The organism is Rhodococcus sp. G-MC3, assembly GCF_030063335.1.
GTDB lineage: Bacteria > Actinomycetota > Actinomycetes > Mycobacteriales > Mycobacteriaceae > Rhodococcoides.
The window spans coordinates 237,968-261,930 of record NZ_JASISW010000002.1 but is presented as its reverse complement, the minus strand read 5'-3'; the positions used below and the strand labels follow the sequence as shown (position 1 = coordinate 261,930).

Sequence of the window (23,963 nt, the reverse complement as noted above, 5' to 3'; positions counted from 1 at the left end):
GTCAGCGCGTCCGTCGGGAGTCGATGACACCCGTATCGAACCCAGCGAGGTGAAGCCCGCCGTGGAACCGCGCGTGCTCGATCTTGAGACACCTGTCCATGACGACGTTCAGTCCCGCGGCCTCGGCATCGTGCGCCACCTGCTCGTGCCAGAGCCCGAGCTGCAGCCAGATCGTTTTCGCCTCGGCCGCGATCACCTCTTCGAGCACCGCGGGGAGATCGTCGTACTTCCGGAAGACGTCCACCAGGTCCGGCGCCTCCGGCAGAGCTGCGAGCGTCGGGTACACGGTGGTTCCCTCGATCTCACTGACCGTCGGGTTGACCAGGAAAATCCGATAATCACTCGTCGACGAAAGGTACTTGTTGACGAAATAGCTTGCCCGCGAGGGGTTCTTGGACGCGCCGACAATCGCCACGGACTTGGTGGCACGGAGGATCTTCAGCCGCTCCGGAGCCGAAGGACCCTGCCATGTACGTTCGCTCATGATCGCTCCCGTCCTGTCGCCGCGCGAAGTGCCTGATCGAGATCCCACAAGATGTCCTCGACGTCTTCGAGACCGACGCTGATACGGACCAGTTCCGGCCCCACTCCTGCGCCGTGCAGTTGCTCGTCGGTGAGCTGACGGTGAGTGGTGCTTCCCGGGTGGATGACCAGCGTGCGCACATCACCGATATTCGCGACGTGACTGGCGATCTGCACGCTTTCGACGAACTTCTGACCTGCCTCCCGGCCACCGTCGATTCCAAATGCGAACACCGCGCCCGGACCAGCAGGAAGGTAGTGTTTCGCTCGATGAAAGTGCGGATGGTCCTGCAGACCAGCCCATTTGACGTACTCGATACGCGAGTCCGCCTCCAGCCATTCTGCGACGACCTGAGCATTGGCCGCATGGGCGTCCATTCGCTGCGGCAGCGTCTCGACGCCCTGAATCAGCGTGAACGCCGACTGCGCTGGAAGCGAACCACCGATATCACGTAGCTGCTCGCTGCGCAGCTTGGTGAGGAATCCGTACTCACCGAAATTGCCCCACCACGACAAACCTCCGTACGACGGCACCGGATCGGTCATCTGAGGGAACTTGCCGGAGCCCCAATCGAATCGGCCGGACTCCACGACCACGCCCCCGAGCGTCGAACCGTGACCACCGAGAAACTTCGTCGCCGAGTGAACCACGATGTCGGCGCCGAACTCGATCGGCCTACACAGCCACGGCGTCGCCATTGTCGCGTCGACCACCAACGGAATCCCGTTGTCGTGGGCGACCTTTGCAAGACCCTCCAGGTCTGCGATCTCACCCGACGGGTTGCCGATGACCTCGACATAAATCAGCTTGGTCCGGTCCGTTACCGCCGCGGCGTAGTCCGCCGGGTCGGTGCCGCCGACGAAGGATGTCTCGACGCCGAACCGCCGCAGGGTCACATCCAACTGTGTGACGGTTCCGCCGTACAGACCGGCGGCGGCGACGATGTGGTCGCCGCTACCGGCCAACGCTGCGAACACCGCGAATTCTGCCGCGAGACCGCTCGCGAATGCCACGGCCCCGATGCCGCCCTCGAGGCTCGCAATGCGTTCCTCCAGGGCAGCGACCGTGGGATTGGCGATGCGGCTGTACACATTTCCGTACTTCTGCAGAGCGAAGAGATCACCCGCATCCGCTGAGTTCTCGAACACGTACCCGGCCGTCTGATAGATCGGCACGGCACGCGAGCCGGTCGACGGGTCGGGGCGTGCACCTGCGTGGATCGCACGAGTACGCAGGCCGAATGATCTCTCGCTCACGCGTCAGTCCGTTTCGAGGGTTGTGTGGACGGGGGTCTGGTTACGGGTGAGGTCCAGAACCGGGCAGTGTGCATCGACTGCCTCGTGCAGCTCCACGTACTTCTCACGCGTTTCCGGGCCTGTCACCTTCACGACGACGCGAACCTCACCGAACCCGGCGCGCACGCTCTCGTCGAAGCCGAAGAAGCCACGTACGTCGAGGTCACCCTCTGCCCTGGCCTTGATGTCATCGACGACGATGCCGAGCTTGTCGGCCCAGACACGGTAGGTTACGACCTGGCACGACAACAGTGAGGCGAGGTAGAACTCGACCGGGTTGGGTGCCGTGTTCTCGCCGCCGAGGGCCGGCGGCTCGTCGACCTCGACACTGAACTTGCCGATGCCGATTGTGCTGGCAACCGCGTCGTGTGCCGTCGCGGTGGCCCTGAACACTGCGTGCGCGTTCTTGGAGTCTGCGTCGACGGCGTCCTTGGTGCCCGAAATGACCGATCCGAGATGGGATACAGCTGTAGACATGAAAGTGCCTTCCTGCGTTGATGAGCCTGGCCTGATTGGTTGGATCAGGTAAGGCGACAACGAGAAGCGCAGACGAACCCATAATCGATGGTGCGCCGCCGAATCAGCACGGAGGCTCTCACGTGGGTAGCGGTCACTCATCCGACAGTAGCAGCCTCGCCTGTCGCACCGGCCTTTCGGCATGAATGGACCATTGAAGCCGTCCAGCCGTTGTGGTGGTCCATTCATGCCGGGTCGGGAGATCCGGGGACCGTACCGAACCACCCGGTACATTCGAGCCGGTACATTTCAAGAATGAGCATCGAGTCCCCCACCCGTCCGCGCCGCCACATCGGCCGCTGGATCGCAGGGATCCTCGCCGCGGTGATCGTGGTGGCAGGCGCGGTGTTCTGGATCGCCCCCAGCCGCTACTTCCCGTGGGACACGACAGCATTTCCCGAAGTCGACACGGCATCGTTGACCCCGTCCCAGGCGCAGGTGGTAGATCTGTTGCGCGCCGAGCACGAGAAGCAGCGCCCGGGGACCTTCTACTCCGAGGGGGTCGACGAGGCTTGGTGCGCGAACTTCGTCAGCTGGATCATGCGTGAGGCAGGTCAGCCGCTCAGCAATCCGAACTCTGGCAGTTGGCGAATTCCTGGTGTCTACACGCTCACCGAGTACTACCAGCAGCAGGGCCGGTTCGAGCCCAAGGGGTATTCCCCGAAAGTCGGCGACGTGGTGTTGTACGACAACAGCAGCTGGATCGGCCAGCACACCAACATTGTCGTCGCAGTCGACGGCGACACCGCAACAACAGTCGGCGGCAACGAGTCCGGAAAGGTTCGAGTGCACACCGTCGATGTCGAATCGGATTCCGCGATAGTCGGTTTCGGCAGTCAAGCGTAGCCCGGCCGAACCAACTCAGCGCTCGACCCAACTAGCCCAGCTGTTTCTTCAGCACCTTACCCATTGCGTTTCGCGGCAAAGAATCGACGACGCGAACTTCCCGCGGGCGCTTGTGGTTCGAGAGCGCCCCGGCCACCAGGTCGATCAGGACCTGCTCGTCGATGTCGGTGCCGACCACGAACGCCACTATTCGTTGCCCGAGGTCGTCGTCCGCAATCCCGACGACGGCAACTTCGTCGACCGATGAATGACCGAGCAGCACCGTCTCGATCTCGCCTGCACCGACGCGGTATCCACCGGTCTTGATCAGATCCGTCGAGGCGCGACCGACGATCCAGTGGAAGCCGTCCGGTTCGATCGATGCGACGTCACCGGTGTCGAACCAACCGTCCTCGGTGAACGACTTCGCTGTCGCTTCCGGATTGTTCAGGTAGCCGTCGAACAGCATGGGGCCGCGGACCTGGAGTGCCCCGATCGCCTCGCCGTCGTGCGGCAGGATTTCCCCGGTCTCCCCGCACAACCGGGTTTCGACGCCCGCGACGGGCACTCCGACCGAGCCCGGCCTGCGGTCTCCGTCGGCACGGGTACTGAGGGTAATGAGGGTTTCGCTCATCCCGTATCGCTCGACCGGTGCCTGCCCGGTGAGTTCGCGAAGCTTGTCGAACACGGGAACCGGCAGCGCTGCACTACCGGATACCAGCAGCCGTGCTCCGCTGAGGGCACGGGCCGATTCTTCGTCGTCCGCGATGCGAGACCACACCGTCGGGACACCGAAATACAGTGTTCCGCGAGCGGCGGCATAACGCTCCGGCGTCGGTTTCACGGTGTGGATCACGGGGCTTCCGATGCGCAGCGGGCCGAGCAGTCCGAGAATGAGCCCGTGGACGTGAAACAGCGGAAGACCGTGGACCAGAGTGTCTTTCCAGGTCCACTGCCACGCCTGAGCGAGCGCGTCGATTCCCGCAGCGATGGCATCACGAGAAATGAGCACGCCCTTCGGCGGCCCTGTCGTTCCCGAGGTGTACAGCACGAAAGCGATCGACGACGGATGCGGATCGGGGTAACTGTGCCAGGACCGCGCATGCTGCCGGACCGGGAGAACCTGCAGTCCGGCGGTGTCCTCGGGCGCTTCGCCCAGCCAAGCCTGCGCACCGGAGTCGCGCAGGATGTGCTCACGCTCAACCTGCCCGGCGTCGGGAGGAATCGGCACCACCGTCACACCGGCGATGAGACAGCCGACAACAGCGAGAACCGTCTTGACCGACGGAGTCGCCAGCACGGCGAGCCGATCGGCTTGCGACACCCGCTCCGCAACCGACGTCGCAGCGCCGAGAATGTCGCCGCGGGAGAGCGAGACGTCGCCGATGGTGACGGCGTTGGGGATATCGTCGCCGCGCGCGACGGCAAGTGGGTTCAATGAACGAAGCAGCACATGGTTACCGTACATACATGGATGCGGATGGAATCGACACCGGCGATTACGCCGAATACATGACGGTCCCCGCCGGCGACCTGCAACCAGGGGTCTATCTGATCGGCACCGACGCCGAGCAGGACGCCGACACCGAGGAAGAACTGGATGACGATCTGGAGAACGACGACGACGTCGAGCATGTGACCGACGGCGCGCCCCGTTTGGTGTACTCGGTGCAATCGGACGACTTCTGGACGCGCGTCGAGCTGGCCGACCTCCGTGCGACGCAGATCTACGAAGAAGGCCACGCAGTGAATCCGAGCTCGAACGCCGAACCGAAACGATTCACCACTGTCGAGGCCTTCGGTAGCAGCGAACTGGTCTACATTCTGAGGATCAGGCGAGGAGGCTGGGACATCGGCTGACTCCGCCCCACGTGACGGTTCAGCGCCTGAGCAACTCGGTCAGCTCCTCCGCGTACGACAGCTTTGTGCGCAGGTTCTCGCAGGCGGCCAGCGCTTTGGCATGACACTGCTCGACGAATCCGGCGGCAGCGGCGATCCCCTCTCCCCCGGCCTCGATGATGTCGAGTGAATCGAGCAACCGTTTCATCTCGTCGAGAGTGAATTCGAGCGGCTTCATCCGGCGAATGACCATGAGCCGGGCGATGTCGACCTCGGTGTACAACCTGTACCCGCCTGCACTGCGCTCCGACGGCGGCACGAGAGAAACCTCGTCATAGTGCCGGAGCGTGCGAATCGACAGTCCGGTGCGCTCGGCCACTTCACCGATCTGCATGTGATTGGCCACGTCTTCAGCTCTCTTCGCCGAACTGGCCCGTCAAACGCTCGTGGCGTTCCTTGCTCGGTCCGCCTAGTCCCACGATGGAGACCTCGGTGCCGTACTTGGCGTACTTGGTCGTCACGGCATCGAGGGTAGCGACGGTCGACGCGTCCCAGACGTGCGCCTGCGACAGGTCGAGGACCACGTTGGCTGGGGCACTCACATAGTCGAATTGGTGGATCAGGTCGTTGCTGGAGGCGAAGAACAATTCGCCGCGAACCCCGTAGACGCGGGTGTTCTCGTCCGGATGGGCGATCTCGACTACTTCGGTGACATGCGCGACGCGGCGTGCGAACAGGATCATCGCGATGACGACTCCTGCGATGACACCGTACGCCAGATTGTCCGTCGCGACGGTCACCGCCACTGTCGCCACCATGACTGCTGTTTCACTGAACGGCATGCGCCGCAACGTCTTCGGTTTGATCGAGTGCCAGTCGAATGTGGCAAGACACACCATGATCATGACGGCGCCGAGTACCGCCATCGGGATCTGGGCGACGACATCGCCGAACACCACGACGAGCACGAGCAGGAAGACTCCCGACAAAAAGGTCGAGATACGAGTCCTGGCACCGGATATCTTGACATTGATCATCGTCTGACCGATCAGCGCACAGCCGCCCATTCCGCCGAACGCGCCGGTGACGATGTTCGCGATACCGAGGCCCGCCCCCTCTCGGGTCTTGTTCGACGGCGTATCGGTCACATCGTCGACAAGTTTTGCGGTCAGCAGAGATTCGAGCAGCCCGACGAGTGCCATCGCGAAAGCGAACGGCGCGATGATCTCCAGAGTGTCGAGGTTCCACGGAATATCGGGGGTGAACAGCGAAGGCAACGACGTCGGAAGTGCGCCCTCGTCACCGACATTGGGAACTGGCAGTCCGAACACGATGGTCACCAGTGTCAACGCGGCGACGGCAACGAGTGGAGCGGGAACGGCGGCGGTCAGTTTGGGAAGCACGATCATCACCATGATCGCGACCCCGGCAATCGGGAAGACGAGCCACGACACACCGATGAAGTACCGGATCTGCGCGATGAAGATCAGAATCGCGAGCGCGTTGACGAAGCCCACCATGACGCTGCGCGGAATGAAGCGCATCAGCTTGACCGCGCCCAAGGCCGTCAGCGCGATCTGGATCAGTCCTCCGAGCAGGACCGTCACGACGAGGTAGTCGAGCCCGTACTGGGGGACGATCGGAGCGATGACGAGGGCAACCGATCCAGTTGCCGCCGAGATCATGGCCGTGCGTCCGCCCACGATGGCGATGGTGACGGCCATGGTGAACGCCGAGAACAGGCCGACACTGGGGTCGACGCCAGCGATGATCGAGAACGAGATCGCCTCGGGAATCAGCGCAAGTGCGACGACGAGGCCGGCGAGAATCTCGGTCGCGAGAAGCTTCGGGGAACGCAGCGCCGTCAGAACATTCAGAGCGGCCGGAAAGTCGTTGGACACGTTGCGCAACCCTACCCTGACGTGAGGGTAGGGTTGCGGTCGATCGCTACTGGATGGACGACGCAACCGTCCCGATTCCGAGTGCAGCAAGGATTCCGGCACTGATGCGGTCGAGCCAATCGGTCACCTTCGGCCGCCGCAGCATGTCGACGGCTTTCGATGCCGCGACCGAGAACAATCCCATGACGATCGCTGCCACACACACTTCCACCATGCCGAGCGTCATCGCTCCGGCGAACGTGACGACGGTCAAGAACTGAGGCACCACCGCGAGGTAGAACAAGCCCACCTTGGGATTGAGGGCGCACGAGAGTATTCCCGCGCCGAACGCGGACAACGCCGACGCGGCAACCGGCTTCATCGGCTCGCCCTCGATCTTGTTCTTGCGCCGTGCCATGAACGCCCGAACACCGAGGTAGAGCAGGTAAAGGCCACCCAGGATCTTGATGATGCGGTAGGCCGTCGCCGACTGCTCGACGAGTGCGGCCAGCCCGACGGCAACCAGAACCGCCCAGAACAACCCGCCGATCGCGACGCCCATCGCGGCAGCAATACCCGGCTTGAGCCCGCCGATGCTGTAGCGCAACACAAGGAAGGAATCTGGTCCCGGCAGGATCGCCAGCAGGAAGCACACACCGGCGAAGCTGAGCAGCAGGGGCAGGGTCATGGGTGTATGAGAACACTATGGCCAGGATTTGCGCAAAGGGAATCGACCAAGCGAGCTTCAAAGCCGGTCTACGACGCTGTGAGACGCTCCGCCGCAGCGTGGATCCGCTCGTCGGTAGCGGTGAGCGCGATACGCACGTGCTGAGAACCCGAAGGACCGTAGAACTCCCCGGGCGCAGTGAGGATGCCCAGCTCGGCCAGCCAGTCCACGGTGTCGCGGCACGGCTGCCCGCGAGTTGCCCACAGGTATAGGCCTGCTTCGGAATGATCGACGGTGAAGCCTGCTTTTTCGACGGCAGCCTTCAACTCGGTGCGCCGTGCGCGATAGCGCTCACGCTGCAACTTTTCGTGTTCGTCGTCGGTCAGCGCGACGGTCATCGCTGCCTGGACCGGCAGCGGCACAATCATGCCTGCATGCTTGCGCACCTCGAGGAGATCCTTCACCAGGATCGGATCGCCTGCGACGAATCCCGCACGGTAGCTCGCGAGGTTCGAAGTCTTGGAAAGCGAATGCACGGCAAGCAAATTCGTGTGATCGCCATCGCTCACGCGCGGGTCGAGAATCGAAACTGCTTCTGCCTCCCAGGTCAACCCCAGGTAGCACTCGTCGGAGACCACGACGGCTCCGCGTTCCCGAGCCCACGCAACCACCTTGCGCAGGTGATCGATCGGCAGGACCTTGCCCGTCGGATTCGACGGCGAGTTGACGAACACCAGCGATGCGTTCTCGGGCCCGAGGCGGTTGAGTCCGTCGGCGCGGACGACTCGGGCGCCTGCCAGCAGCGCGCCCACCTCATAGGTGGGGTATGCGAGCTCGGGGATGACGACGAGATCGTCGCTGCCCAGACCCAGCAGGCTCGGAAGCCACGCGATCATCTCTTTGGTTCCGATGGCGGGAAGGACAGCATCGACGGAAATGTCGGTGACCGAGTACCTACGTGCGAGAGCCGCAACGGCTGCTTCTCTCAACGCACGAGTACCGACGGTGGTCGGGTAGCCCGGTTCGTCCGAAACCGAGGCAAGACCGTCACGAATGAGCTGCGCTACCGGGTCGACGGGCGTGCCGACCGACAGGTTGACGATCCCGTCGGGATGAGACTGGGCCTTTTCCTTGGCTGCGGTGAGCGAGTCCCACGGGAAGTCGGGGAGCCCGGACGCAACTGAGATTCGAGCCAAGGTCAGTGCTCGGCCATGGGAGGCAGCGCTTTGATGAACGGCGGGTCGTAGTCGGTCTTGCCGAGCTTTGCGGCACCACCGGGCGAACCGAGGTCGTCGAAGAAATCGACATTCGCGCTGACGTATCCGCTCCACTGATCTGGAACGTCGTCCTCGTAGAAGATCGCCTCGACGGGGCAGACCGGCTCACAGGCGCCGCAGTCGACGCACTCGTCGGGGTGGATATAGAGCATTCGATTGCCCTCGTAGATGCAGTCCACCGGGCATTCTTCGATGCATGCCTTGTCCAGCACATCCACGCACGGTTCTGCAATCGAGTAGGTCACTGCTGCTCTCCCTCCCTTTCGAAAAGTCGACATCGAGGCCCTGTCGATCGTGCCTCGAACGCCGAAGAGAATCCTAGTATCGCGTCGAAGTATTACGACAATCCGCGCAGGGTGGCCTCACTTGCGCAGAGTCGCCGGGTAATCCGACACGTCCGAGCGTACGGGGCGGATGGCTTTCTGGTCGGCCTCGACCCATCGGCGGCCCTCCTTCGCGGCTCGTGAGAGCGCACCACGTTCGCCGATGTAGCTCGCCACCGCTCCGAGCAGCGGGATCGCTGAGATCGCGCGGAAAACCGCTCGGCTGCGTGGTCGTTTCGCCAGCTCACCCGACACCTCCCGAAGCACCGTTGCGACGTCCCACATCGCGTGAAGCAGCGCGAAGGGACCACTCTGGCGCTCGGTCGTCGGTTCCGATTTCGGTTTCGATTCCGAGAGATCGATGTCACGTTCGCACAGCACGGATGCGAGCATCCGAACGTGCACGGACCTGTCGGTGACGCCGTTCTCGCGGGCTACGGCCACCAGAACCATCGCCTGGTTGGCAAAGCCCAGGAGGTCTTGCAGTGGCAGTCGATTGACCAGCACTCCGAAGACGCCCGGAAATGCGACCGCGACCGTATTCAACGCACCGATCCGGGCAACCCACCACTCCGACCGGGCGTTGCCGTCGAGCTTCTCCCACGCCTCGGTGCCGGGAAAATCGGTGACGTTCAGCGCTTTGGCCAGCGAGTCGAGGACCTTGTCCAGGACCGTGTCTTCCTCGGTCGGCCTACGGAACGTCCGAGCTTTCAGACCGACCGGATCCCGGTTGGCAAGTACGTCGAGGACAGGGTCGATGATGGCGACGGCTTTGGCAAGCGCCGACGCGACAGTACGATCTTCCATGCTCAGACGAGCCCCACTGTTGCTGGGACCTCGTCGACGAAACCGTAGGTCGTGGTGCGTTCGCGTGCAGGCCGTCCTATCCCGTTCGCAATGTCGTGCAGCTCGGCCACACTCTTCTCGGAACCGTTCTCCGATCCTGCCATCCGCGAAATCGTCTCCTCCATCAACGTGCCACCCAGATCGTTGGCACCACCATTGAGCATCACCTGTGTACCCGTGATCCCCAACTTCACCCACGACGTCTGAATGCTGTCGATACGCCCGTGCAGCATGATGCGCGCCAGAGCGTGCACCGCACGATTGTCACGGTTCGTCGGACCCGGACGCGACGCCCCTGCCAGATACAGCGGTGAGGACTGATGCACGAACGGCAACGGCACGAACTCGGTGAACCCACCCGTCTTGTCCTGAATACCCTTGAGCACATTCATGTGTCCGACCCAGTGCGAGGGATTGTCGACGTGCCCATACATCATCGTCGAGCTCGAGCGCAGGCCTACTTCGTGCGCGGTGGTGACCACTTCGATCCACTCCGCCGCCGGCAACTTCCCCTTCGTCAGCACCCACCGGACCTCGTCATCGAGAATTTCCGCTGCCGTACCGGGGATGGTGTCCAATCCCGCGGCACGCAGCTCGGTCAACCATTCTCGGATCGACTGCCCGCCGCGTGAGGCACCGTTGACGATCTCCATCGGCGAGAACGCGTGCACGTGCATCGACGGCACCCGCGCCTTGACCGCGCGGACCAGATCCGCGTAGCCCGTGACAGGCAGTTCGGGGTCGATTCCGCCCTGCATGCACACCTCGGAGGCACCCGCGACGTGCGCTTCCCATGCACGATCGGCTACGTCGGCCGTGGACAGCGTGAACGCGTCGGCGTCGCCCTTGCGCTGGGCGAACGCGCAGAACCGGCAGCCGGTGTAGCAGATGTTGGTGAAGTTGATGTTCCGGTTCACCACATAGGTGACGGTGTCGCCGTTGACCTGCTTACGCAGATCGTCCGCCAGAGCGGCGACGGCGTCCATTCCTGCACCCTCCGCGGTCGCCAGGGCCAGATACTGCTCGTCGGAACACCCCGCCGGATCGTTCTCCGCGGCCTTCAGAGCGGCTACCAGATCCCGGTCGACGCGCTCGAGACCGGCCAGATCGCGGACCTGCTCACGGATCGAGTCCCAGTCGCCGAACGCGTTCGCGAGATCGCTGCGTGTTTCGGTGTTGCGGCCCTCGGTATCGATCTCGGTGTTCAGATCGACACGCCCCGAGGACTCCCACTCCTCGTCCGGTTCCTGCCACGGCAGGCCCGACGGCTTGACCTCTACCCTGGCCATCCCGGTGTCCGGGTCCGCGAGGGCGCGCACGTGCGCGGAGATCCGCGGGTCGATCCACGGCGCGCCGGCGAGCACGTACTGCGGCTGGGCCGCCGTGCGCTCGACGAGGGTGTAGCCGGCAGCCTGCGACAGTTCCGCCAGCGTGTCCAGGTTCGGCCACGGACGCTCGGGATTGACGTGGTCGGGTGTCAGCGGCGACACACCACCCCAATCGTCGACGCCTGCGCCGAGCAGCGCTGCCGTCTCGCTTGCCTCCACCAGGTTCGGTGGAGCCTGGATACGCATCGAAGGCCCGACAAGAATACGTGTCACCGCGATGGTCGCGAGAAATTCCTCCATGCCCGCGTTGGGCGCCGTCCGCATGGCGGTGTCGTCCTTGGCGATGAAGTTCTGCACGATAATTTCCTGCACGTGCCCGAATGCCTTGTGTACTTTACGAATTGCCATGATGGACTCGGCGCGGTCACGAATGGTCTCGCCGATCCCGACGAGGATTCCGGTGGTGAACGGGATTGTGAGTCGACCGGCGTCGGTCAACGTCCGCAGACGGACTTCGGGGTCCTTGTCCGGGCTGCCGTAATGCGCTTGGCCCTTCTCCTCGAACAATCGACGGGACGTGGTCTCGAGCATCATGCCCATCGACGGCGCAACCGGCTTGAGCCTCGAAAGCTCCTGCCAGGACATGACTCCGGGGTTGAGATGCGGCAGCAAACCTGTCTCTTCGAGCACCCGGATCGACATCGCCCGAACGTAATCCAACGTCGAGTCATAGCCGCGGGAGTCGAGCCATTCCTTGGCCTCGGGCCAGCGCTCCTCGGGACGGTCACCGAGAGTGAACAGTGCTTCCTTGCAACCGAGTTCGGCACCCCGGCGCGCGACCTCGATGATCTCGTCGGGGTCCATGAACAATCCATGACCCTCGGCTTTGAGTTTGCCCGGCACCGTGACGAACGTGCAGTAATGGCACTTGTCGCGGCACAGACGAGTGATCGGAATGAACACCTTCCGCGAGTAGCTGACCGTCTTCGGCCGCCCCGCCGATTCGAGACCGGCATCACGGACCCGAGACGCCGACGCCATCACATCCACCAAGTCGTCGCCGCGCGCATGCAGCAGCACGGTCGCTTCGTCGACATTGAGACTGACACCGTCACGGGCACGTCGCAGAACTCTGCGCATGGCGGACGGGGCGGGTACTTTCTCGAGCGGGAGAGCAGTTGCAGCGGGATCAGGCAGCATGGTCACTACTCGATCATGCTCCTTCGACGCGTGCGCGTGCCACCGCAGGGTGTTCGGGCGCTGCTGAGCCGCCGCAACGCGGGAGGTAGAGCTGGAGGAACGGCACCGTTAGGTTTGTAGCCATGATCACGATGACCGATCCAGCGTGGCGTCCGAGTCCTCGAGCACAGCAGCTGTGGGCAATCAATGCGAGTCTGATGTGGATTCCGGCGTTCATCGCTCAGATAGTCTGGGCCGTCATCGCCGGAGCGTGGACGAGCTGGCCACACATCATGGTTTTCGTAGTCTCGGTCGTGCTGGCAGCCGTGCACATCGTCGCGGTTCCGCTGTGGCGATATCGGGTGCACCGCTGGGAAATCAGCGACACTGCCGTCTACACCTTGACCGGTTGGTTCGACCAGGAGCGGCGCATCGCCCCGATTTCCCGGATCCAGACGGTCGATACCGAGCGCGGTCCGATCGACCGGATGCTCGGGCTCTCCACCGTGACCGTCACGACGGCGTCGTCGGCCGGCGCCGTGAAGATCACGGCGCTCGACAAGGACGTCGCGGACAAGACTGTCGCGCAGCTCACCGAGATCGCCGGACGAACGCTCGGGGACGCAACATGAGTCCCGAGCAGCGCGACACGAGTTCGGATACCGAGCTGCTGGCCAGCGAGGAACAGCAGCCCTGGCTGCGTCTGGACAAACGAATGCTGCTCGTGCACCCGGTGAACGAGGCGGTCAAGGTGCTGCCGGTGCTGCTGGTGTCGTTCGTCCTGGGCAGCCAAAGTGGCAACCACTACTGGGGTTCGATCATCGTCGCCGCCGTGGTGGTGTTCGCGATACTGCGCTGGTTCACCACGAGCTATCGCATTGGACCCGTCCACGTTCAACTCCGAACCGGGGTGTTTCAGAAGAAGCTGCTGTCGGTACCGCGCAGCAGAATCCGGTCCGTCGACATCGAAGCCGGTGTGCTGCACCGGGTTCTCGGATTGTCGATCCTGCGTATCGGAACCGGGCAACAGGCGGGTAAGGGTGAGAAGTTCGAACTCAACGCTCTCGACGCCGGGGCCGTACCTGCGCTACGCGAGGAGTTGCTGCAGCGAGCGACAAGGACAGTGGATGCCCCAGGTTCGCCGCCGCCCGCGGAAACCGAGATCGCGCACTGGCGCACCTCGTGGGTTCGGTACGCACCCTTTTCGTTCACCGGGGTGGTCACCATCGCGGCGGCGGTCGGCGTGCTGTTCCAGTACGGGCTCGGCCAGAGACTCGCAGACTCGTCCGTCGTCTCGAACAGCATCGATTCGGCAGAGCATCTCGGCATCGTGGTGATCGTCGTCGTCGGGTTGGTGATCCTGCTGATCATCGCGAGCCTGTTCGCCTGCGCTCGATATCTGATTGCCTATGGCAATCTGACGGTCACCGACGACGGCACTCGCCTTCACGTCGACCACGGCTTGCTGAGAACGCGTTCGACCACGTTGGATCGCAAGCGTCTTCGCGGCACGTCACTCTCGGAACCGTTGCTTCTCCGCATCGCGAGAGGCGCAAAGCTCGACGCGATCATGACGGGAGTCAGCGCCGAGAAGAAAGAATCCTCACTGTTGCTGCCGCAGGCACCCGCGGCCGAGGCCCTGCGAATGATGACTGTCGTTCTCGGCGACGCAGGGTTGCACGCCGACGCTCAGAAACCGTTGCAGTCGCATGGCCCGGCGGCACGACGCAGGCGGTATACCCGAGCAGTCGGCCCCGCAGCAGCCGTGGGTGTGGCCGTCGGAGTAGCCGAGACGCTGGGCGCACCGATTCCGGCACTGGTGTGGGCGGCAGTCGTCGTGCTGGTCCTCGGAGCCGTGTTCGTCGCCTGGGACCGCTACCGCGGACTCGGTCACGCCGTCCTCCCCGGCTGGCTGATCACCCGCCACGGGTCACTGGACCGCACGCGCCACAGCCTCGAAGCCGCTGGAATCGTCGGCTGGACCGTCTCGCAGACCTTCTTTCAGCGCCGCGCGGGCGTCGCGACCATCATCGCCGCCACGCCCGCCGGAACCGGGCACTACGAGGTGCTCGACATCCCCATCGAACAAGCATGGGCACTCGTCGAGGCCGTCACCCCGGGAGCAGGCGACATATGGGCTCGATGAAGACGATCGACGAACTCGATCGCGCAGTCATCTCGTGCCGGGCATGTCCACGGCTCGTCCGATGGCGAGAGAAGGTCGCGGTCGAGAAAAAAGCCGAGTTTCGAGACGAACCCTATTGGGGCCGAGCAGTTCCTGCGTTCGGACCCGCGGATGCGCGGGTGCTGATCGTCGGGCTGGCCCCGGCCGCGCACGGCGCAAACCGAACAGGACGCATGTTCACCGGCGATCGCAGCGGCGATGTGCTCTACGCCGCGCTGAACGCCGTCGGCCTGTCCAACATGCCCACTTCGACGCACATCGGTGACGGCCTGACGTTGCGTGGTGTGCGAATCACAGCTCCGGTGCACTGCGCTCCACCGGACAACAAGCCGACCACGACCGAACGCGATCGCTGCCGAGGGTGGCTCGACATCGAACTCGAACTGCTGAAACCGACACTGCGATCGATCGTCGTTCTCGGTGGCTTCGGTTGGCAAGCCTTGCTGCCCGTACTGGAGAAGAATGGATGGCAGATTCCGCGACCGCGGCGGAAGTTCGGACACGGCATCGAAGTAGATCTGGGAAGCGTCCGACTGTTCGGCAGCTACCACGTGAGTCAGCGAAATACATTCACAGGGAGGCTGACTCCGACGATGATCGAGAATGTGCTCCGGGCTGCGGGTTCGCATGCAGGTTTGTCAGTGACTTCAGCCGCCAGCTGAACAGCAGGACTCCCGGGGGCACCAGACCGCCGACCAACAAAAAGGCAGTACGCCAGTCTGCGAGCAGTAGAACGTCGCCGCCAGGACCGCCGAACATGCACACCAGGACCGCCACACCCCAGCCGATCAGCGGGGACGCGATGGCGAGGGGCCGTTCAGCGACTTTTCGGGCGGCGAACAAGAGCATCACGTTGGCAATGCCCGCGAGAAGCGCACTGACCGGCATTTGCACGTAGCCCACATACGTGGGCAGGAAAACTACCGCCAGAATGCCGCACAGGAAACCGTCGAAGATCAGTACTGCAAGTGTTGCCCTCGAGACGAGGACGACAGTATTGGATGCGGCCTTCGAGATCATGCAACCAATACTGACGTATCCCTCTGGCGGTCAGGAGACCGGAGGGTATCCCAAAGAAGTCAGAAGCGAACTCAGCGCGGACGCGAGGTCGGTCAAGCCGTTCTGGTAGAGCATTTCCTGACGCGGAAAGTCCGGCATCAACGAGTTGACGAACGCAACGATGGCGTCCTGCACGATCCAGTTGTACATAGCTGTCCCACCCAATACTCGGCCGACCCGATGGATCTAGTGATCCAGCTCATACCTTAGTACGCCGGAAAACAGGTCGCACTCCCTACCCGACTCATCGAGCTCTCCGGGTTCTCCGCGGACCAGCACGTACTGCTCGTCGGCCAGGATGGGCTGCACGATGTTGTTCGACAGCGCGTACTCGGCGCCCGACGGCGCGACGGTCACCTGCGTGGCGTGCGCGCGCAGTGCCTCGCGCTTCTGCTCCAACACTTCCCGGATGTCCAGTGACGCGGTGACGACACTCTCGGGGACGCTCGGGAGCTCGCCGGGCACGGGCATCCGCCAATCGGACGGAAGATCCGCGATCGCCTCGATGCCTTCGGTCAGCTGACGCTCACCGGTGACGGTCCAGTAGAACTTCTGTGGCGCCCACGGCTGTCCTGCTTCGGGATAGCGATCGGTGCCCGCGACATCGAAAGCCTCGGTCACGAGAGTGTGTACCTGTTGGTGATCGGGATGGCCGTAGCCCCCCTCCGGGTCGTAGCCGACGATCACGTGCGGCCGCACCTCGCGCACGACGGACACCATCGCCGCCAAGGCCTCGTCGCGGTCGGCATTGACGAATGCGCGTGGGTTCAGCGAAGCAGGCGTTCCTGCCATGCCGGAGTCACGCCACCGTCCGGCACCACCGAGAAAACGAGGTTTTTCCGACCCGAGAACCTCCAGCGCCCTGTGCAATTCGAGTATCCGGTAACCCCCGAGCTGGTCGGCCTCGTCTGCGACGAGGCCGGCCCACCGGGGCCCGATGACCTCGCCTTCCTCACCGAGCGAGCAGGTCAGTACCGTGACTGTGGCGCCTGCACGCGCGTAATGCGCGATGGTGCCGCCGGTGGTGATGGTCTCGTCGTCGGGGTGGGCATGAACGAGCAGCAATCTCACTTGGTCTTGACTCTCATCCACTCGGCTGCATCACCGAAGATACCGACCTCGATCGGCCCTGCCAGCGATACTCCATCCACACCGTTGCCGACGGCAACGACCGACGAATCCTGCATGATCGGCAGCACTGCGGACAGCGCCCACAGTTTCGGTTCCGCTTCGGCAGTGAACTCCTGAGCCGTGAGTTCACCCCGCAGCGCACGATCGATCGACTGCTCGAGGTCGGGGACACACAGACCTGACAGGTTGCTGGGGGTGGGCGGCACGCTGTCGTTGCTCGACGACTCCACCGTTGGAGCAGCTGATTCCGTTGCTGCGCAACCGAACCTGGATGCGGCAACTGTCCCCGCATCGAGCCCGACGCTCGACCACCCGACAACAGCATCGACCGCAGGCGCGGTGAGAGCAGTGCCATACAACTCGTCCGGCGGCACAGGTGTCACGGTGGTGGTTATCCCTGCCCCGGTCAGTTGATCGGCAGCGGTATTGGCCACCGCCAGTGCCGTCGCATCGTTCTCCACCGCGCCGATCACGAACTCCACCGGCACATTTGCTCGTTGAAGGACACCCTCGGGCGTTGCCGTATAGCCGCTGCGCGCGAGTAGTGCCAGTGCGGCCTCACGACCGATCGGGGCGGGAGCCGTGGGCGCATACCCGCGATCCGACGGACTGGACAGCTGGGCGCGCGCAGGATGATCGACCGCGCCGGAACCTGCAGCAACCGTCGAGAGCAGTGAACTGTCCAGCAGACCCATCACGCCTTGTCGCACAACGGGATCGGCCAGCATGGGGGCTCGGCCGTTGAGCGTCAGGTCGAGAACGCGCGGCTGGAGCCGCATACCGGTGCGGACACCTGGTATCGCCGCAAGCTGAGCCTCGGTGGCCGTGCTGGACCGAACCTGTGCCGCCTGAGCATCTTTCGAGCGCAAGGAGTCGGCGAGTTGCGCGGCCGTGCCGCCGCGACGCATCAAAATACCGTCGGGACGTGCTGGTTCGTCCCAGAACCTGTCGTTGCGCTCGAGCAGAATCTCGTCGCGCCCCTGATCGATCGACTTGATGTTGAATTGCCCACCGGACACGGGAACGTTTTCGCTCAGACCGGTCTGGAACCCGCCTGGCGAATCCTTGAGCAGGTGGCTCGGCAGGAGATCGGTGAACAGCCTCTGCCAGTTGGGATACGGCGCACTCAACGTCACGTTCACCGTCTTACCGCCGCCGGAGGAGGCGACGTTGTCGATCAGTGCGTATCCGGCCGGATCGATCACGCCGGGCTGGGTGATCATCTGCTGCCAGAGGTAGCGGAAGTCCTCGGCGGCGATGGGAGCGCCGTCGGACCATTGGGCTTCGTTGCGGAGTTGGTACCTGATGACGAAGGGGTTCTGCGACGCCACCTCGGCCGAGATCAGCACCGTCGAATCGGGCATCCACACCGTGTTCGGCGGGTCTTCCTGATCGAGGGCGGGCCGGAACGGACTCGGCAGAACCAGCGAACTCACGGCCGAATTGGCGGGCGACTGGTCGGCGAGCAGATGAGGGTTGAATCCGATCCCCACGTCGTCGATCCCCACCACAACGGGATCACCCGTCTGGACCGGTGGCGCCGTCGTCGTCGTGAGAGGGGTCGGCTCGCTCTCGACGGGAGGGGGCGGGTTAGCGGTACACGCTGCGAGAACCAGTGCAATGGCTCCGATGCCCAGCACGTGAACCTGCCGCAATTGCCACTCCTTCGCGTCGAAACCCGTGTGCGTGTAGCAACACAGTGCTACACGCACACGGGTGAGTAGAACGTCTTTACAGAGCAGCCTTGTCACGCGACTTGCTGCGCGAACGCTCACGAGCGCGCTCGTTCGAATCGAGGTGCACCTTACGGACGCGTACGACCTCGGGGGTCACCTCGACGCACTCGTCGCCTGCGCAGAATTCCATGGCCATTTCCAGGTCCATCTTCTTCGGCTTGGCCAGAGTCTCCATGACGTCGGCGGAAGACTGACGCATGTTGGTCAGCTTCTTCTCGCGGGTGACGTTGATGTCGAGGTCTTCCTGACGCGGGTTGATGCCCACGACCATGCCCTCGTACGTATCGACACCCGGCTCGACGAAGAACGTCCCGCGGTCCGCGAGCTGGATCATCGCGAACGGCGTCACACTGCCGTGTCGGTCCGAGACGAGCGAGCCTGTGTGGCGCGCACGGATCTCCCCTGCCCACGGCGCGTAGCCGTGGAAGACGGCGTTGGCGATACCGGTGCCGCGGGTGTCGGTGAGGAAGTCGGTGCGGAAGCCGATGAGACCTCGCGAGGGAACGATGAACTCCATGCGAACCCAGCCTGCGCCGTGGTTCGTCATCTGAACCATCTTGCCCTTGCGAGCTGCGAGCAGCTGCGTGACGCTACCGAGGAATTCCTCGGGGGTGTCGATCGTCAGCTCTTCGAACGGCTCGTGGAGCTTGCCGTCGACCTGGCGGGTGACCACCTGAGGCTTGCCCACGGTCAGCTCGAAGCCTTCGCGACGCATCTGCTCGACGAGGATGGCGAGCGCGAGCTCGCCACGACCCTGGACCTCCCAGGCGTCGGGACGCCCGATGTCGAGGACCTTGAGCGAGACGTTACCGACCAATTCCTGGTCGAGACGGCTCTTGACCATGCGAGAGGTGAGCTTGTGTCCACTGACGCGTCCGACGAGCGGACTCGTGTTGGTGCCGATGGTGACCGAGATGGCCGGCTGGTCGACGGTGATACGAGGCAGCGCGACAGGATTCTCCAGATCGGCGAGGGTGTCGCCGATCATGATGTCCGGGAATCCTGCGACGGCGACGATGTCTCCGGCGACACCCTTCTCGCCGGGGACGCGCTCGACACCGATGGTGTTGAGCAGCTCGGTGATCTTGGCCTTCTGAACGACGGGCTCGCCGTCGACCTCACGCATCCAGCTGACCGTCTGGCCCTTGTTGAGCTCGCCGTTGTGGATACGAACCAGCGCGAGACGGCCGAGGAAGGCCGAAGCGTCGAGGTTGGTGACGTGTGCCTGCAGCGGTGCGTCGACGGTGCCCTTGGGGGCCGGGACGTAGCTCAGCAGTACCTCGAACAGCTCGTCGAGGTTCTCCGCGTCAGGTGCGTTGCCGTTCTCGGGCTGAACCTTGGACGCCTTGCCCTCACGGCCGGAGGCGTAGAGGACGGGAAGGTCGAGTGCGAGCTCGGCAGCTTCGGAGGCCTCGTCGTCGAGATCCGACGCGAGGTCGAGCAGCAGGTCGTGGCTCTCCGAGACGACCTCTTCGATACGCGCGTCGGGGCGGTCGGTCTTGTTCACGACCAAGATGACCGGCAGTGACGCGGCAAGTGCCTTGCGCAGCACGAAGCGGGTCTGAGGAAGCGGGCCCTCGGATGCGTCGACGAGAAGGACGACGCCGTCGACCATGGACAGGCCGCGCTCGACCTCACCACCGAAGTCGGCGTGGCCGGGGGTGTCGATGACGTTGATGACGGTCATGGTGCCGTCGGCGTTACGTCGGTGGACGGCCGTGTTCTTGGCCAGAATCGTGATGCCTTTTTCTTTTTCCAGGTCACCCGAGTCCATGACGCGGTCGATAGCTTCGGCGCGTTCCTCGAACGCTCCTGATTGACGCAACATGGCGTCGACCAGCGTGGTCTTACCATGGTCGACGTGTGCAACGATTGCTACGTTGCGAAACGTTGTGGTGCTGTCGATGTTGTCTGCACTGCTTGGGGCGCTCACGCGAAAAATTCTCCTGGGTCGAATGCGGGCTCTTGTTCGCTAGCGGGCTTATGTCGCTAGAGAGAAGCGCGCTGCACCGCGAGGTTCTCGCGACTGACCGAGTTTACCCGCTGCCGCAGGGTGACCTGCACCACGCAGTAGTCTTGGCTCTTAATTCACCTGAAATTCGACAAAACGCGGAGCAACTACATGGGCAAAATCAAGGCCAAGAACGTCTCGGGCCTCAAGCCCAAGAAGAAGTGCTGCCGCAAGAAAACGCGTTGCATCAAGTGCCCGGTCGTCATCATGCGGATGAAGAAGTTGGAGGATGCGGGCGTCAGTGGCAAGGACCTCAAAAAGGGTCTGGAGAAAGCTAGAGCGTCCTGAGCATTCCGCTCAGCTCGGGCAGCCATTCACGGTCTGCGTCCACGAGATCCATCTCGGACAGCTCCCGGGCGTCGACCCACCTCAGAGCCGAATGATCCAGCGCCACAGGCGTTCCCGAGATCAACTCGGCCCGGTACGCGCGCAGCGTCAAGCCCGAGGATAGCTCGACGTCGCCGAACAGCGCATCGCCGACGCTCGTCTCGACACCGAGCTCTTCGCGTAGCTCACGCACCAGGGCAGTTTCGGGCGTTTCGCCGGGTTCAACTTTCCCGCCGGGAAGCTCCCACAGGCCGGCGAGCTCGGGGGGCCGGGACCGCTGGGCGAGTAGCAGCAGCCCGTCGCGCACCAGGGCGCCTGCGACAACTACCCGACGCCGACTGTGTTTCACGCCACCCCCTACGGGCCATCCTTGATTCCATGAGTGAACTTCTATCCAACTCCGACATCGACGATGCCCTGTCAGGTCTACCCGAGTGGTCGCTGACGGGAACCTCGATCACCCGAACCGTCGAGTTGCCGACGTTTCCAGTGGCGATCTCCTTCGTCGCACGTATAGCCGAGGCCGCAGAGTCGGCCGACCATCACCCCGACATAGACATCCGCTGGCGAAAGCTCACCTTCACGCTGACCACGCATTCCGACGGGGGGATCACGAAGAAGGACGTGGCTCTGGCTCACGAGATCGACGGCCTTCTGCCCGACGACTGAGCCGGCCTCGCCCGAGGTAGATGATCCATCCGTAAACGAGAGCAACGCCGACAACGTCGACGGCTCCGAGCCAGGCCAACACGCCGGGACGTGACACGAGCCAGATCGATTCCTGGAAGAAGCTCAACACCCACGGAACTCCGACGACCGTGGTGACCAGCCAGTATCCGGCAACCAGCCGAGTGCCGAGGCGGCCACCATCGGGTCCGTGCAGCAGCCAGACCAGCAGCGGCAGAACCCAGACCCAATGGTGCGACCACGAGATCGGTGAGACGAGCAGGCCGAAGAGCTGTACGACGAGCAGAATGCCGAGTCGATCCGCGGACCGCAGCGCTCGCCACGCCGCGAACGCAAGAGCGGCCGCGATCAGCACGCAGACGATCAGCAACGGGCCGGATTCGACGTCGTGGCCGGCGATTCGGCTCAGCGCACCGCGAAGTGACTGATTCCAGACCGACCCGACGGGGCCGATACGGTCGGCGTCGCCCAGCAGGGTGGTGAAGTAGGTGCCGGCCTGATGGCCAAGGACGAGGTAGCTGATCGCCACCGTCGCAGCGAACGCGACCGCGGAGAACACCGCGGCCGTCCACCGCTTCGTCGCAAGGAAGTACAGCCCGGCGATCGCAGGGGTCAACTTGATGCCCGCGATGAAACCGATGATCCCACCGGCCACCCACCACCGGGAACTGCGGACGGCAACCAGTGCACCGAGCGCGAGGAAGACGTTCACCTGGCCGTAGTCGAGTGTCGTGCGGACCGGCTCGGTCCACAGAGCCAGCGCGGTCCATGCCATCGCGATCGAAGTCCACCGGGGTGATCGTCCCGTTGTTTCTCCCACGACCAGACACAGGCTGAGCCTGATCAGCATGAACATCGCGGCCATCGTCGCGATCTGCCAGCAGACGCCGACGAGCGTGAACGGCAGGTAATGCAGTGGAAAGAACACCAGGGCGGCGAACGGGGGGTAGGTGAACGGGAGCGGGAAGTCCGGGGTTTCCTCGGCGTAGGTGAAGTCGTACAGGTCGCCCTTCAGAAGCGACGCGGAACCGTCGACGTAGACGTGCAGGTCTACGAGGTTCATCCCGTTCTTCGTGCCGAAGGCCCAGGCAAATCTGGCGATCACCGAGAGGGCCAACAGAACGGGGGCGTACCGAACCATGCGGTTCACGTTGCGTCTGCTCCCGTTCGGTTCCGCCGGAATCGGGTGTTCGATTTCGGGTCGACCGCCGAGCTTATAGGGCTGGCCGAGAGGGCCCGAATCCATGCCTCACAAGGCAACCGATAGAAACTGATGCTTACTCACAAATAACATTTGCATCACCAACCACACTATTCACTTGCGTAACGCGCTAATCTCCGTTGGCGGTGAATGGCGAGACCGGCTGTACAAGCAACAGCCGGGTACATAGAGTGACCCCTCGAGCCAGCAACCGCCTCACGGCGAGCTTGACGATCAGGATGGGGAATATCAGTGTTTTTATCCGGGGTAACGCGGTCAAGTTTCGGCGTGACACGAAAAGTCGTCACCGCTGCTGCAGTCGTAGCAGCAGCCGCTCTCGCTGTGCCGACTGCCGCATCCGCAGAGCCGGCACCGGCTCCCGCGGTTCCACATTCCGACGTACCTCCCTTCTTCCTCCCTACGCCTGATCAGCCGCTCCCCGACTACGCGCAGATCCAGGCACTCGCGTCGTTCGCACCGGCAATCCTCGGTGCCGCGGCCGGCCCGACGGATGTAGCGGCCGGCCCGCAGGCAGACCTACTCGCTCAGGCACGCGCGTTCCTCGAGAACGCCGCGCTCCCCGACCAGGTCAAGTCCACGCTCGAAACCGTCATCACATTCCTCGACGGATCCGGTGGCGGCGGACCTGAACTGCCTCCCGCGGACGGACCGGTCATCGCTCAGTTCCTCTACCCGACCATCGGCAAGGCCTGCATCTCCGACAGTGCGGACTCGGTCGGAACCGCGCTCGCCGTACCAGGCCCCGCGACATTGCCTCCGCCCGGACCCGCAGCAGGCCAGACCGGCTTCGTGTTCACCGCGCTCGGAACATCGCCCATTGCCGCCGTGCAGGAATCCCCGCTGACGGCCACCTGGCTCAACCTCGACAACCGTCGTTCTGGCGCCGTCGACCTGACCGGGGCGTCCAACATCAACCCCGGCGGGCCCGCCACTGTCTCGGCCATCGCCGACACCGGCCCCGGCCGCGTTCTCGCTGTCGTCTCGGGATCGATCACCACCCAGTCGAAGGAAGATCCCGCTGCGCCCGCGCGCTCGTGTGGTTTCCTGCCGACCATCGGGACCGTCTACGTCCCCTGACTCAACTTCATGGTTGGTGCCGGAGGTGAG

The 23,963-nt window shown here is 63.7% G+C and carries 26 protein-coding genes; 8 read left to right on the top strand and 18 right to left on the bottom strand.

Translation table 11 applies throughout. The annotated features are described in order from the left end of the window. Position 1: 1 nt before the first annotated feature. Genes QMK17_RS03095 through QMK17_RS03085 form a run of 3 tightly spaced genes read right to left on the bottom strand, consistent with a single transcriptional unit; the run spans position 2 to position 2,295 of the window. The gene (locus QMK17_RS03095; protein WP_283506956.1) at positions 2–484 is read right to left on the bottom strand and encodes a CoA-binding protein; all 483 of its coding nucleotides are present in this window, start codon (positions 482–484) and stop codon (positions 2–4) included. Beyond that, complete coding sequence (locus QMK17_RS03090; RefSeq protein ID WP_283506955.1) at positions 481–1,779, bottom strand: O-acetylhomoserine aminocarboxypropyltransferase/cysteine synthase family protein; 1,299 nt, start codon at positions 1,777–1,779, stop codon at positions 481–483. Before QMK17_RS03090 ends, QMK17_RS03095 begins: the two co-directional genes overlap by 4 nt. 3 nt (positions 1,780–1,782) lie before the next feature. Continuing rightward, positions 1,783–2,295: an OsmC family protein gene (locus tag QMK17_RS03085; protein WP_283506954.1), complete on the bottom strand. Its 513-nt coding sequence runs from the start codon at positions 2,293–2,295 to the stop codon at positions 1,783–1,785. Between the two features lie 294 nt (positions 2,296–2,589). Here QMK17_RS03085 and QMK17_RS03080 point away from each other — a divergent pair, with 294 nt between their 5' ends. Further along, positions 2,590–3,180 carry a CHAP domain-containing protein gene (locus QMK17_RS03080; protein ID WP_283506953.1) on the top strand — a complete coding sequence of 197 codons (591 nt, stop codon included), beginning with the start codon at positions 2,590–2,592 and terminating at the stop codon, positions 3,178–3,180. Positions 3,181–3,211: 31 nt separating this feature from the next. Here the strand turns inward: QMK17_RS03080 and QMK17_RS03075 are convergent, their stop codons facing one another. Then, a complete protein-coding gene (locus tag QMK17_RS03075; RefSeq protein WP_283506952.1) occupies positions 3,212–4,612 on the bottom strand; it encodes an acyl-CoA synthetase in 1,401 nt (466 codons plus the stop codon). A gap of 17 nt (positions 4,613–4,629) precedes the next feature. On the opposite strand from QMK17_RS03075, the gene QMK17_RS03070 reads away from it, so the two are divergent. Further along, positions 4,630–5,019 carry a hypothetical protein gene (locus tag QMK17_RS03070; RefSeq protein ID WP_283506951.1) on the top strand — a complete coding sequence of 130 codons (390 nt, stop codon included), beginning with the start codon at positions 4,630–4,632 and terminating at the stop codon, positions 5,017–5,019. Between the two features lie 19 nt (positions 5,020–5,038). Here the strand turns inward: QMK17_RS03070 and QMK17_RS03065 are convergent, their stop codons facing one another. The 7 genes from QMK17_RS03065 to QMK17_RS03035 all read right to left on the bottom strand — a co-directional run bounded on the left by QMK17_RS03065 (position 5,039) and on the right by QMK17_RS03035 (position 12,519). Continuing rightward, positions 5,039–5,392, bottom strand: a complete 354-nt coding sequence (locus tag QMK17_RS03065) for a MerR family transcriptional regulator (protein WP_283507036.1) — start codon at positions 5,390–5,392, stop codon at positions 5,039–5,041. Positions 5,393–5,408: 16 nt separating this feature from the next. Beyond that, complete coding sequence (locus QMK17_RS03060; RefSeq protein WP_283506950.1) at positions 5,409–6,899, bottom strand: SulP family inorganic anion transporter; 1,491 nt, start codon at positions 6,897–6,899, stop codon at positions 5,409–5,411. Positions 6,900–6,945: 46 nt separating this feature from the next. After that, positions 6,946–7,566: a LysE family translocator gene (locus QMK17_RS03055; RefSeq protein WP_283506949.1), complete on the bottom strand. Its 621-nt coding sequence runs from the start codon at positions 7,564–7,566 to the stop codon at positions 6,946–6,948. A gap of 68 nt (positions 7,567–7,634) precedes the next feature. Further along, complete coding sequence (dapC, locus tag QMK17_RS03050) at positions 7,635–8,741, bottom strand: succinyldiaminopimelate transaminase (protein ID WP_283506948.1); 1,107 nt, start codon at positions 8,739–8,741, stop codon at positions 7,635–7,637. 2 nt (positions 8,742–8,743) lie between these two features. Beyond that, on the bottom strand, positions 8,744–9,067 hold the full coding sequence (gene fdxA / locus QMK17_RS03045; RefSeq protein WP_283506947.1) for a ferredoxin: 324 nt from the start codon (positions 9,065–9,067) through the stop codon (positions 8,744–8,746). 117 nt (positions 9,068–9,184) lie between these two features. Further along, positions 9,185–9,952, bottom strand: a complete 768-nt coding sequence (locus QMK17_RS03040) for a hypothetical protein (RefSeq protein ID WP_283506946.1) — start codon at positions 9,950–9,952, stop codon at positions 9,185–9,187. Positions 9,953–9,954: 2 nt separating this feature from the next. Next, on the bottom strand, positions 9,955–12,519 hold the full coding sequence (locus QMK17_RS03035; RefSeq protein ID WP_283507035.1) for a bifunctional FO biosynthesis protein CofGH: 2,565 nt from the start codon (positions 12,517–12,519) through the stop codon (positions 9,955–9,957). Between the two features lie 122 nt (positions 12,520–12,641). Between QMK17_RS03035 and QMK17_RS03030 the strand changes: the two genes are divergently transcribed. From QMK17_RS03030 to QMK17_RS03020, 3 genes are read left to right on the top strand one after another with little or no spacing between them, the layout of a single operon-like run. Continuing rightward, on the top strand, positions 12,642–13,130 hold the full coding sequence (locus QMK17_RS03030) for a PH domain-containing protein (RefSeq protein WP_283506945.1): 489 nt from the start codon (positions 12,642–12,644) through the stop codon (positions 13,128–13,130). Then, a complete protein-coding gene (locus QMK17_RS03025) occupies positions 13,127–14,644 on the top strand; it encodes a PH domain-containing protein (RefSeq protein ID WP_283506944.1) in 1,518 nt (505 codons plus the stop codon). Before QMK17_RS03030 ends, QMK17_RS03025 begins: the two co-directional genes overlap by 4 nt. Then, positions 14,632–15,345, top strand: coding sequence for a uracil-DNA glycosylase (locus tag QMK17_RS03020; protein ID WP_283506943.1), 714 nt, complete (start codon positions 14,632–14,634; stop codon positions 15,343–15,345). Before QMK17_RS03025 ends, QMK17_RS03020 begins: the two co-directional genes overlap by 13 nt. Here the strand turns inward: QMK17_RS03020 and QMK17_RS03015 are convergent. The 5 genes from QMK17_RS03015 to typA all read right to left on the bottom strand — a co-directional run bounded on the left by QMK17_RS03015 (position 15,254) and on the right by typA (position 20,542). Beyond that, positions 15,254–15,703: a hypothetical protein gene (locus QMK17_RS03015; RefSeq protein WP_283506942.1), complete on the bottom strand. Its 450-nt coding sequence runs from the start codon at positions 15,701–15,703 to the stop codon at positions 15,254–15,256. The two genes, QMK17_RS03020 and QMK17_RS03015, sit on opposite strands and share 92 nt — an antisense overlap. Positions 15,704–15,733: 30 nt before the next feature. Continuing rightward, positions 15,734–15,892, bottom strand: a complete 159-nt coding sequence (locus QMK17_RS03010; protein WP_283506941.1) for a hypothetical protein — start codon at positions 15,890–15,892, stop codon at positions 15,734–15,736. Between the two features lie 36 nt (positions 15,893–15,928). Then, positions 15,929–16,834 carry an N-acetyl-1-D-myo-inositol-2-amino-2-deoxy-alpha-D-glucopyranoside deacetylase gene (gene mshB / locus QMK17_RS03005; protein ID WP_283506940.1) on the bottom strand — a complete coding sequence of 302 codons (906 nt, stop codon included), beginning with the start codon at positions 16,832–16,834 and terminating at the stop codon, positions 15,929–15,931. Then, positions 16,810–18,528: an ABC transporter family substrate-binding protein gene (locus tag QMK17_RS03000; protein WP_283507034.1), complete on the bottom strand. Its 1,719-nt coding sequence runs from the start codon at positions 18,526–18,528 to the stop codon at positions 16,810–16,812. Before QMK17_RS03000 ends, mshB begins: the two co-directional genes overlap by 25 nt. A 76-nt stretch (positions 18,529–18,604) precedes the next feature. Continuing rightward, positions 18,605–20,542: a translational GTPase TypA gene (typA, locus tag QMK17_RS02995; RefSeq protein WP_283506939.1), complete on the bottom strand. Its 1,938-nt coding sequence runs from the start codon at positions 20,540–20,542 to the stop codon at positions 18,605–18,607. Positions 20,543–20,731: 189 nt separating this feature from the next. Between typA and QMK17_RS02990 the strand changes: the two genes are divergently transcribed. Next, complete coding sequence (locus QMK17_RS02990) at positions 20,732–20,908, top strand: hypothetical protein (protein ID WP_283506938.1); 177 nt, start codon at positions 20,732–20,734, stop codon at positions 20,906–20,908. Here QMK17_RS02990 and QMK17_RS02985 read toward each other — a convergent pair. Beyond that, positions 20,895–21,296, bottom strand: a complete 402-nt coding sequence (locus QMK17_RS02985; RefSeq protein WP_283506937.1) for a (deoxy)nucleoside triphosphate pyrophosphohydrolase — start codon at positions 21,294–21,296, stop codon at positions 20,895–20,897. The genes QMK17_RS02990 and QMK17_RS02985 overlap by 14 nt on opposite strands. Positions 21,297–21,325: 29 nt before the next feature. On the opposite strand from QMK17_RS02985, the gene QMK17_RS02980 reads away from it, so the two are divergent. After that, positions 21,326–21,616, top strand: coding sequence for a 4a-hydroxytetrahydrobiopterin dehydratase (locus QMK17_RS02980; RefSeq protein ID WP_283506936.1), 291 nt, complete (start codon positions 21,326–21,328; stop codon positions 21,614–21,616). Here QMK17_RS02980 and QMK17_RS02975 read toward each other — a convergent pair. After that, the gene (locus QMK17_RS02975) at positions 21,558–22,880 is read right to left on the bottom strand and encodes a mannosyltransferase (RefSeq protein ID WP_442972682.1); all 1,323 of its coding nucleotides are present in this window, start codon (positions 22,878–22,880) and stop codon (positions 21,558–21,560) included. The genes QMK17_RS02980 and QMK17_RS02975 overlap by 59 nt on opposite strands. Positions 22,881–23,123: 243 nt before the next feature. Between QMK17_RS02975 and QMK17_RS02970 the strand changes: the two genes are divergently transcribed. Beyond that, the gene (locus tag QMK17_RS02970; RefSeq protein WP_283506934.1) at positions 23,124–23,933 is read left to right on the top strand and encodes an Rv1157c family protein; all 810 of its coding nucleotides are present in this window, start codon (positions 23,124–23,126) and stop codon (positions 23,931–23,933) included. Positions 23,934–23,963: the final 30 nt, after the last annotated feature.

What these genes read in the sequence shown, in the direction of transcription:
- QMK17_RS03095 (WP_283506956.1), bottom strand. Translation starts at nt 484, where the DNA reads ATGAGCGAACGTACATGGCAGGGTCCTTCGGCTCCGGAGCGGCTGAAG.
- QMK17_RS03085 (WP_283506954.1), bottom strand. Translation starts at nt 2,295, where the DNA reads ATGTCTACAGCTGTATCCCATCTCGGATCGGTCATTTCGGGCACCAAG.
- QMK17_RS03080 (WP_283506953.1), top strand. Translation starts at nt 2,590, where the DNA reads ATGAGCATCGAGTCCCCCACCCGTCCGCGCCGCCACATCGGCCGCTGG.
- QMK17_RS03070 (WP_283506951.1), top strand. Translation starts at nt 4,630, where the DNA reads ATGGATGCGGATGGAATCGACACCGGCGATTACGCCGAATACATGACG.
- QMK17_RS03065 (WP_283507036.1), bottom strand. Translation starts at nt 5,392, where the DNA reads ATGCAGATCGGTGAAGTGGCCGAGCGCACCGGACTGTCGATTCGCACG.
- QMK17_RS03055 (WP_283506949.1), bottom strand. Translation starts at nt 7,566, where the DNA reads ATGACCCTGCCCCTGCTGCTCAGCTTCGCCGGTGTGTGCTTCCTGCTG.
- QMK17_RS03040 (WP_283506946.1), bottom strand. Translation starts at nt 9,952, where the DNA reads ATGGAAGATCGTACTGTCGCGTCGGCGCTTGCCAAAGCCGTCGCCATC.
- QMK17_RS03035 (WP_283507035.1), bottom strand. Translation starts at nt 12,519, where the DNA reads ATGCTGCCTGATCCCGCTGCAACTGCTCTCCCGCTCGAGAAAGTACCC.
- QMK17_RS03030 (WP_283506945.1), top strand. Translation starts at nt 12,642, where the DNA reads ATGATCACGATGACCGATCCAGCGTGGCGTCCGAGTCCTCGAGCACAG.
- QMK17_RS03025 (WP_283506944.1), top strand. Translation starts at nt 13,127, where the DNA reads ATGAGTCCCGAGCAGCGCGACACGAGTTCGGATACCGAGCTGCTGGCC.
- QMK17_RS03020 (WP_283506943.1), top strand. Translation starts at nt 14,632, where the DNA reads ATGGGCTCGATGAAGACGATCGACGAACTCGATCGCGCAGTCATCTCG.
- QMK17_RS03015 (WP_283506942.1), bottom strand. Translation starts at nt 15,703, where the DNA reads ATGATCTCGAAGGCCGCATCCAATACTGTCGTCCTCGTCTCGAGGGCA.
- QMK17_RS03010 (WP_283506941.1), bottom strand. Translation starts at nt 15,892, where the DNA reads ATGTACAACTGGATCGTGCAGGACGCCATCGTTGCGTTCGTCAACTCG.
- QMK17_RS02990 (WP_283506938.1), top strand. Translation starts at nt 20,732, where the DNA reads ATGGGCAAAATCAAGGCCAAGAACGTCTCGGGCCTCAAGCCCAAGAAG.
- QMK17_RS02980 (WP_283506936.1), top strand. Translation starts at nt 21,326, where the DNA reads ATGAGTGAACTTCTATCCAACTCCGACATCGACGATGCCCTGTCAGGT.
- QMK17_RS02975 (WP_442972682.1), bottom strand. Translation starts at nt 22,880, where the DNA reads ATGGATTCGGGCCCTCTCGGCCAGCCCTATAAGCTCGGCGGTCGACCC.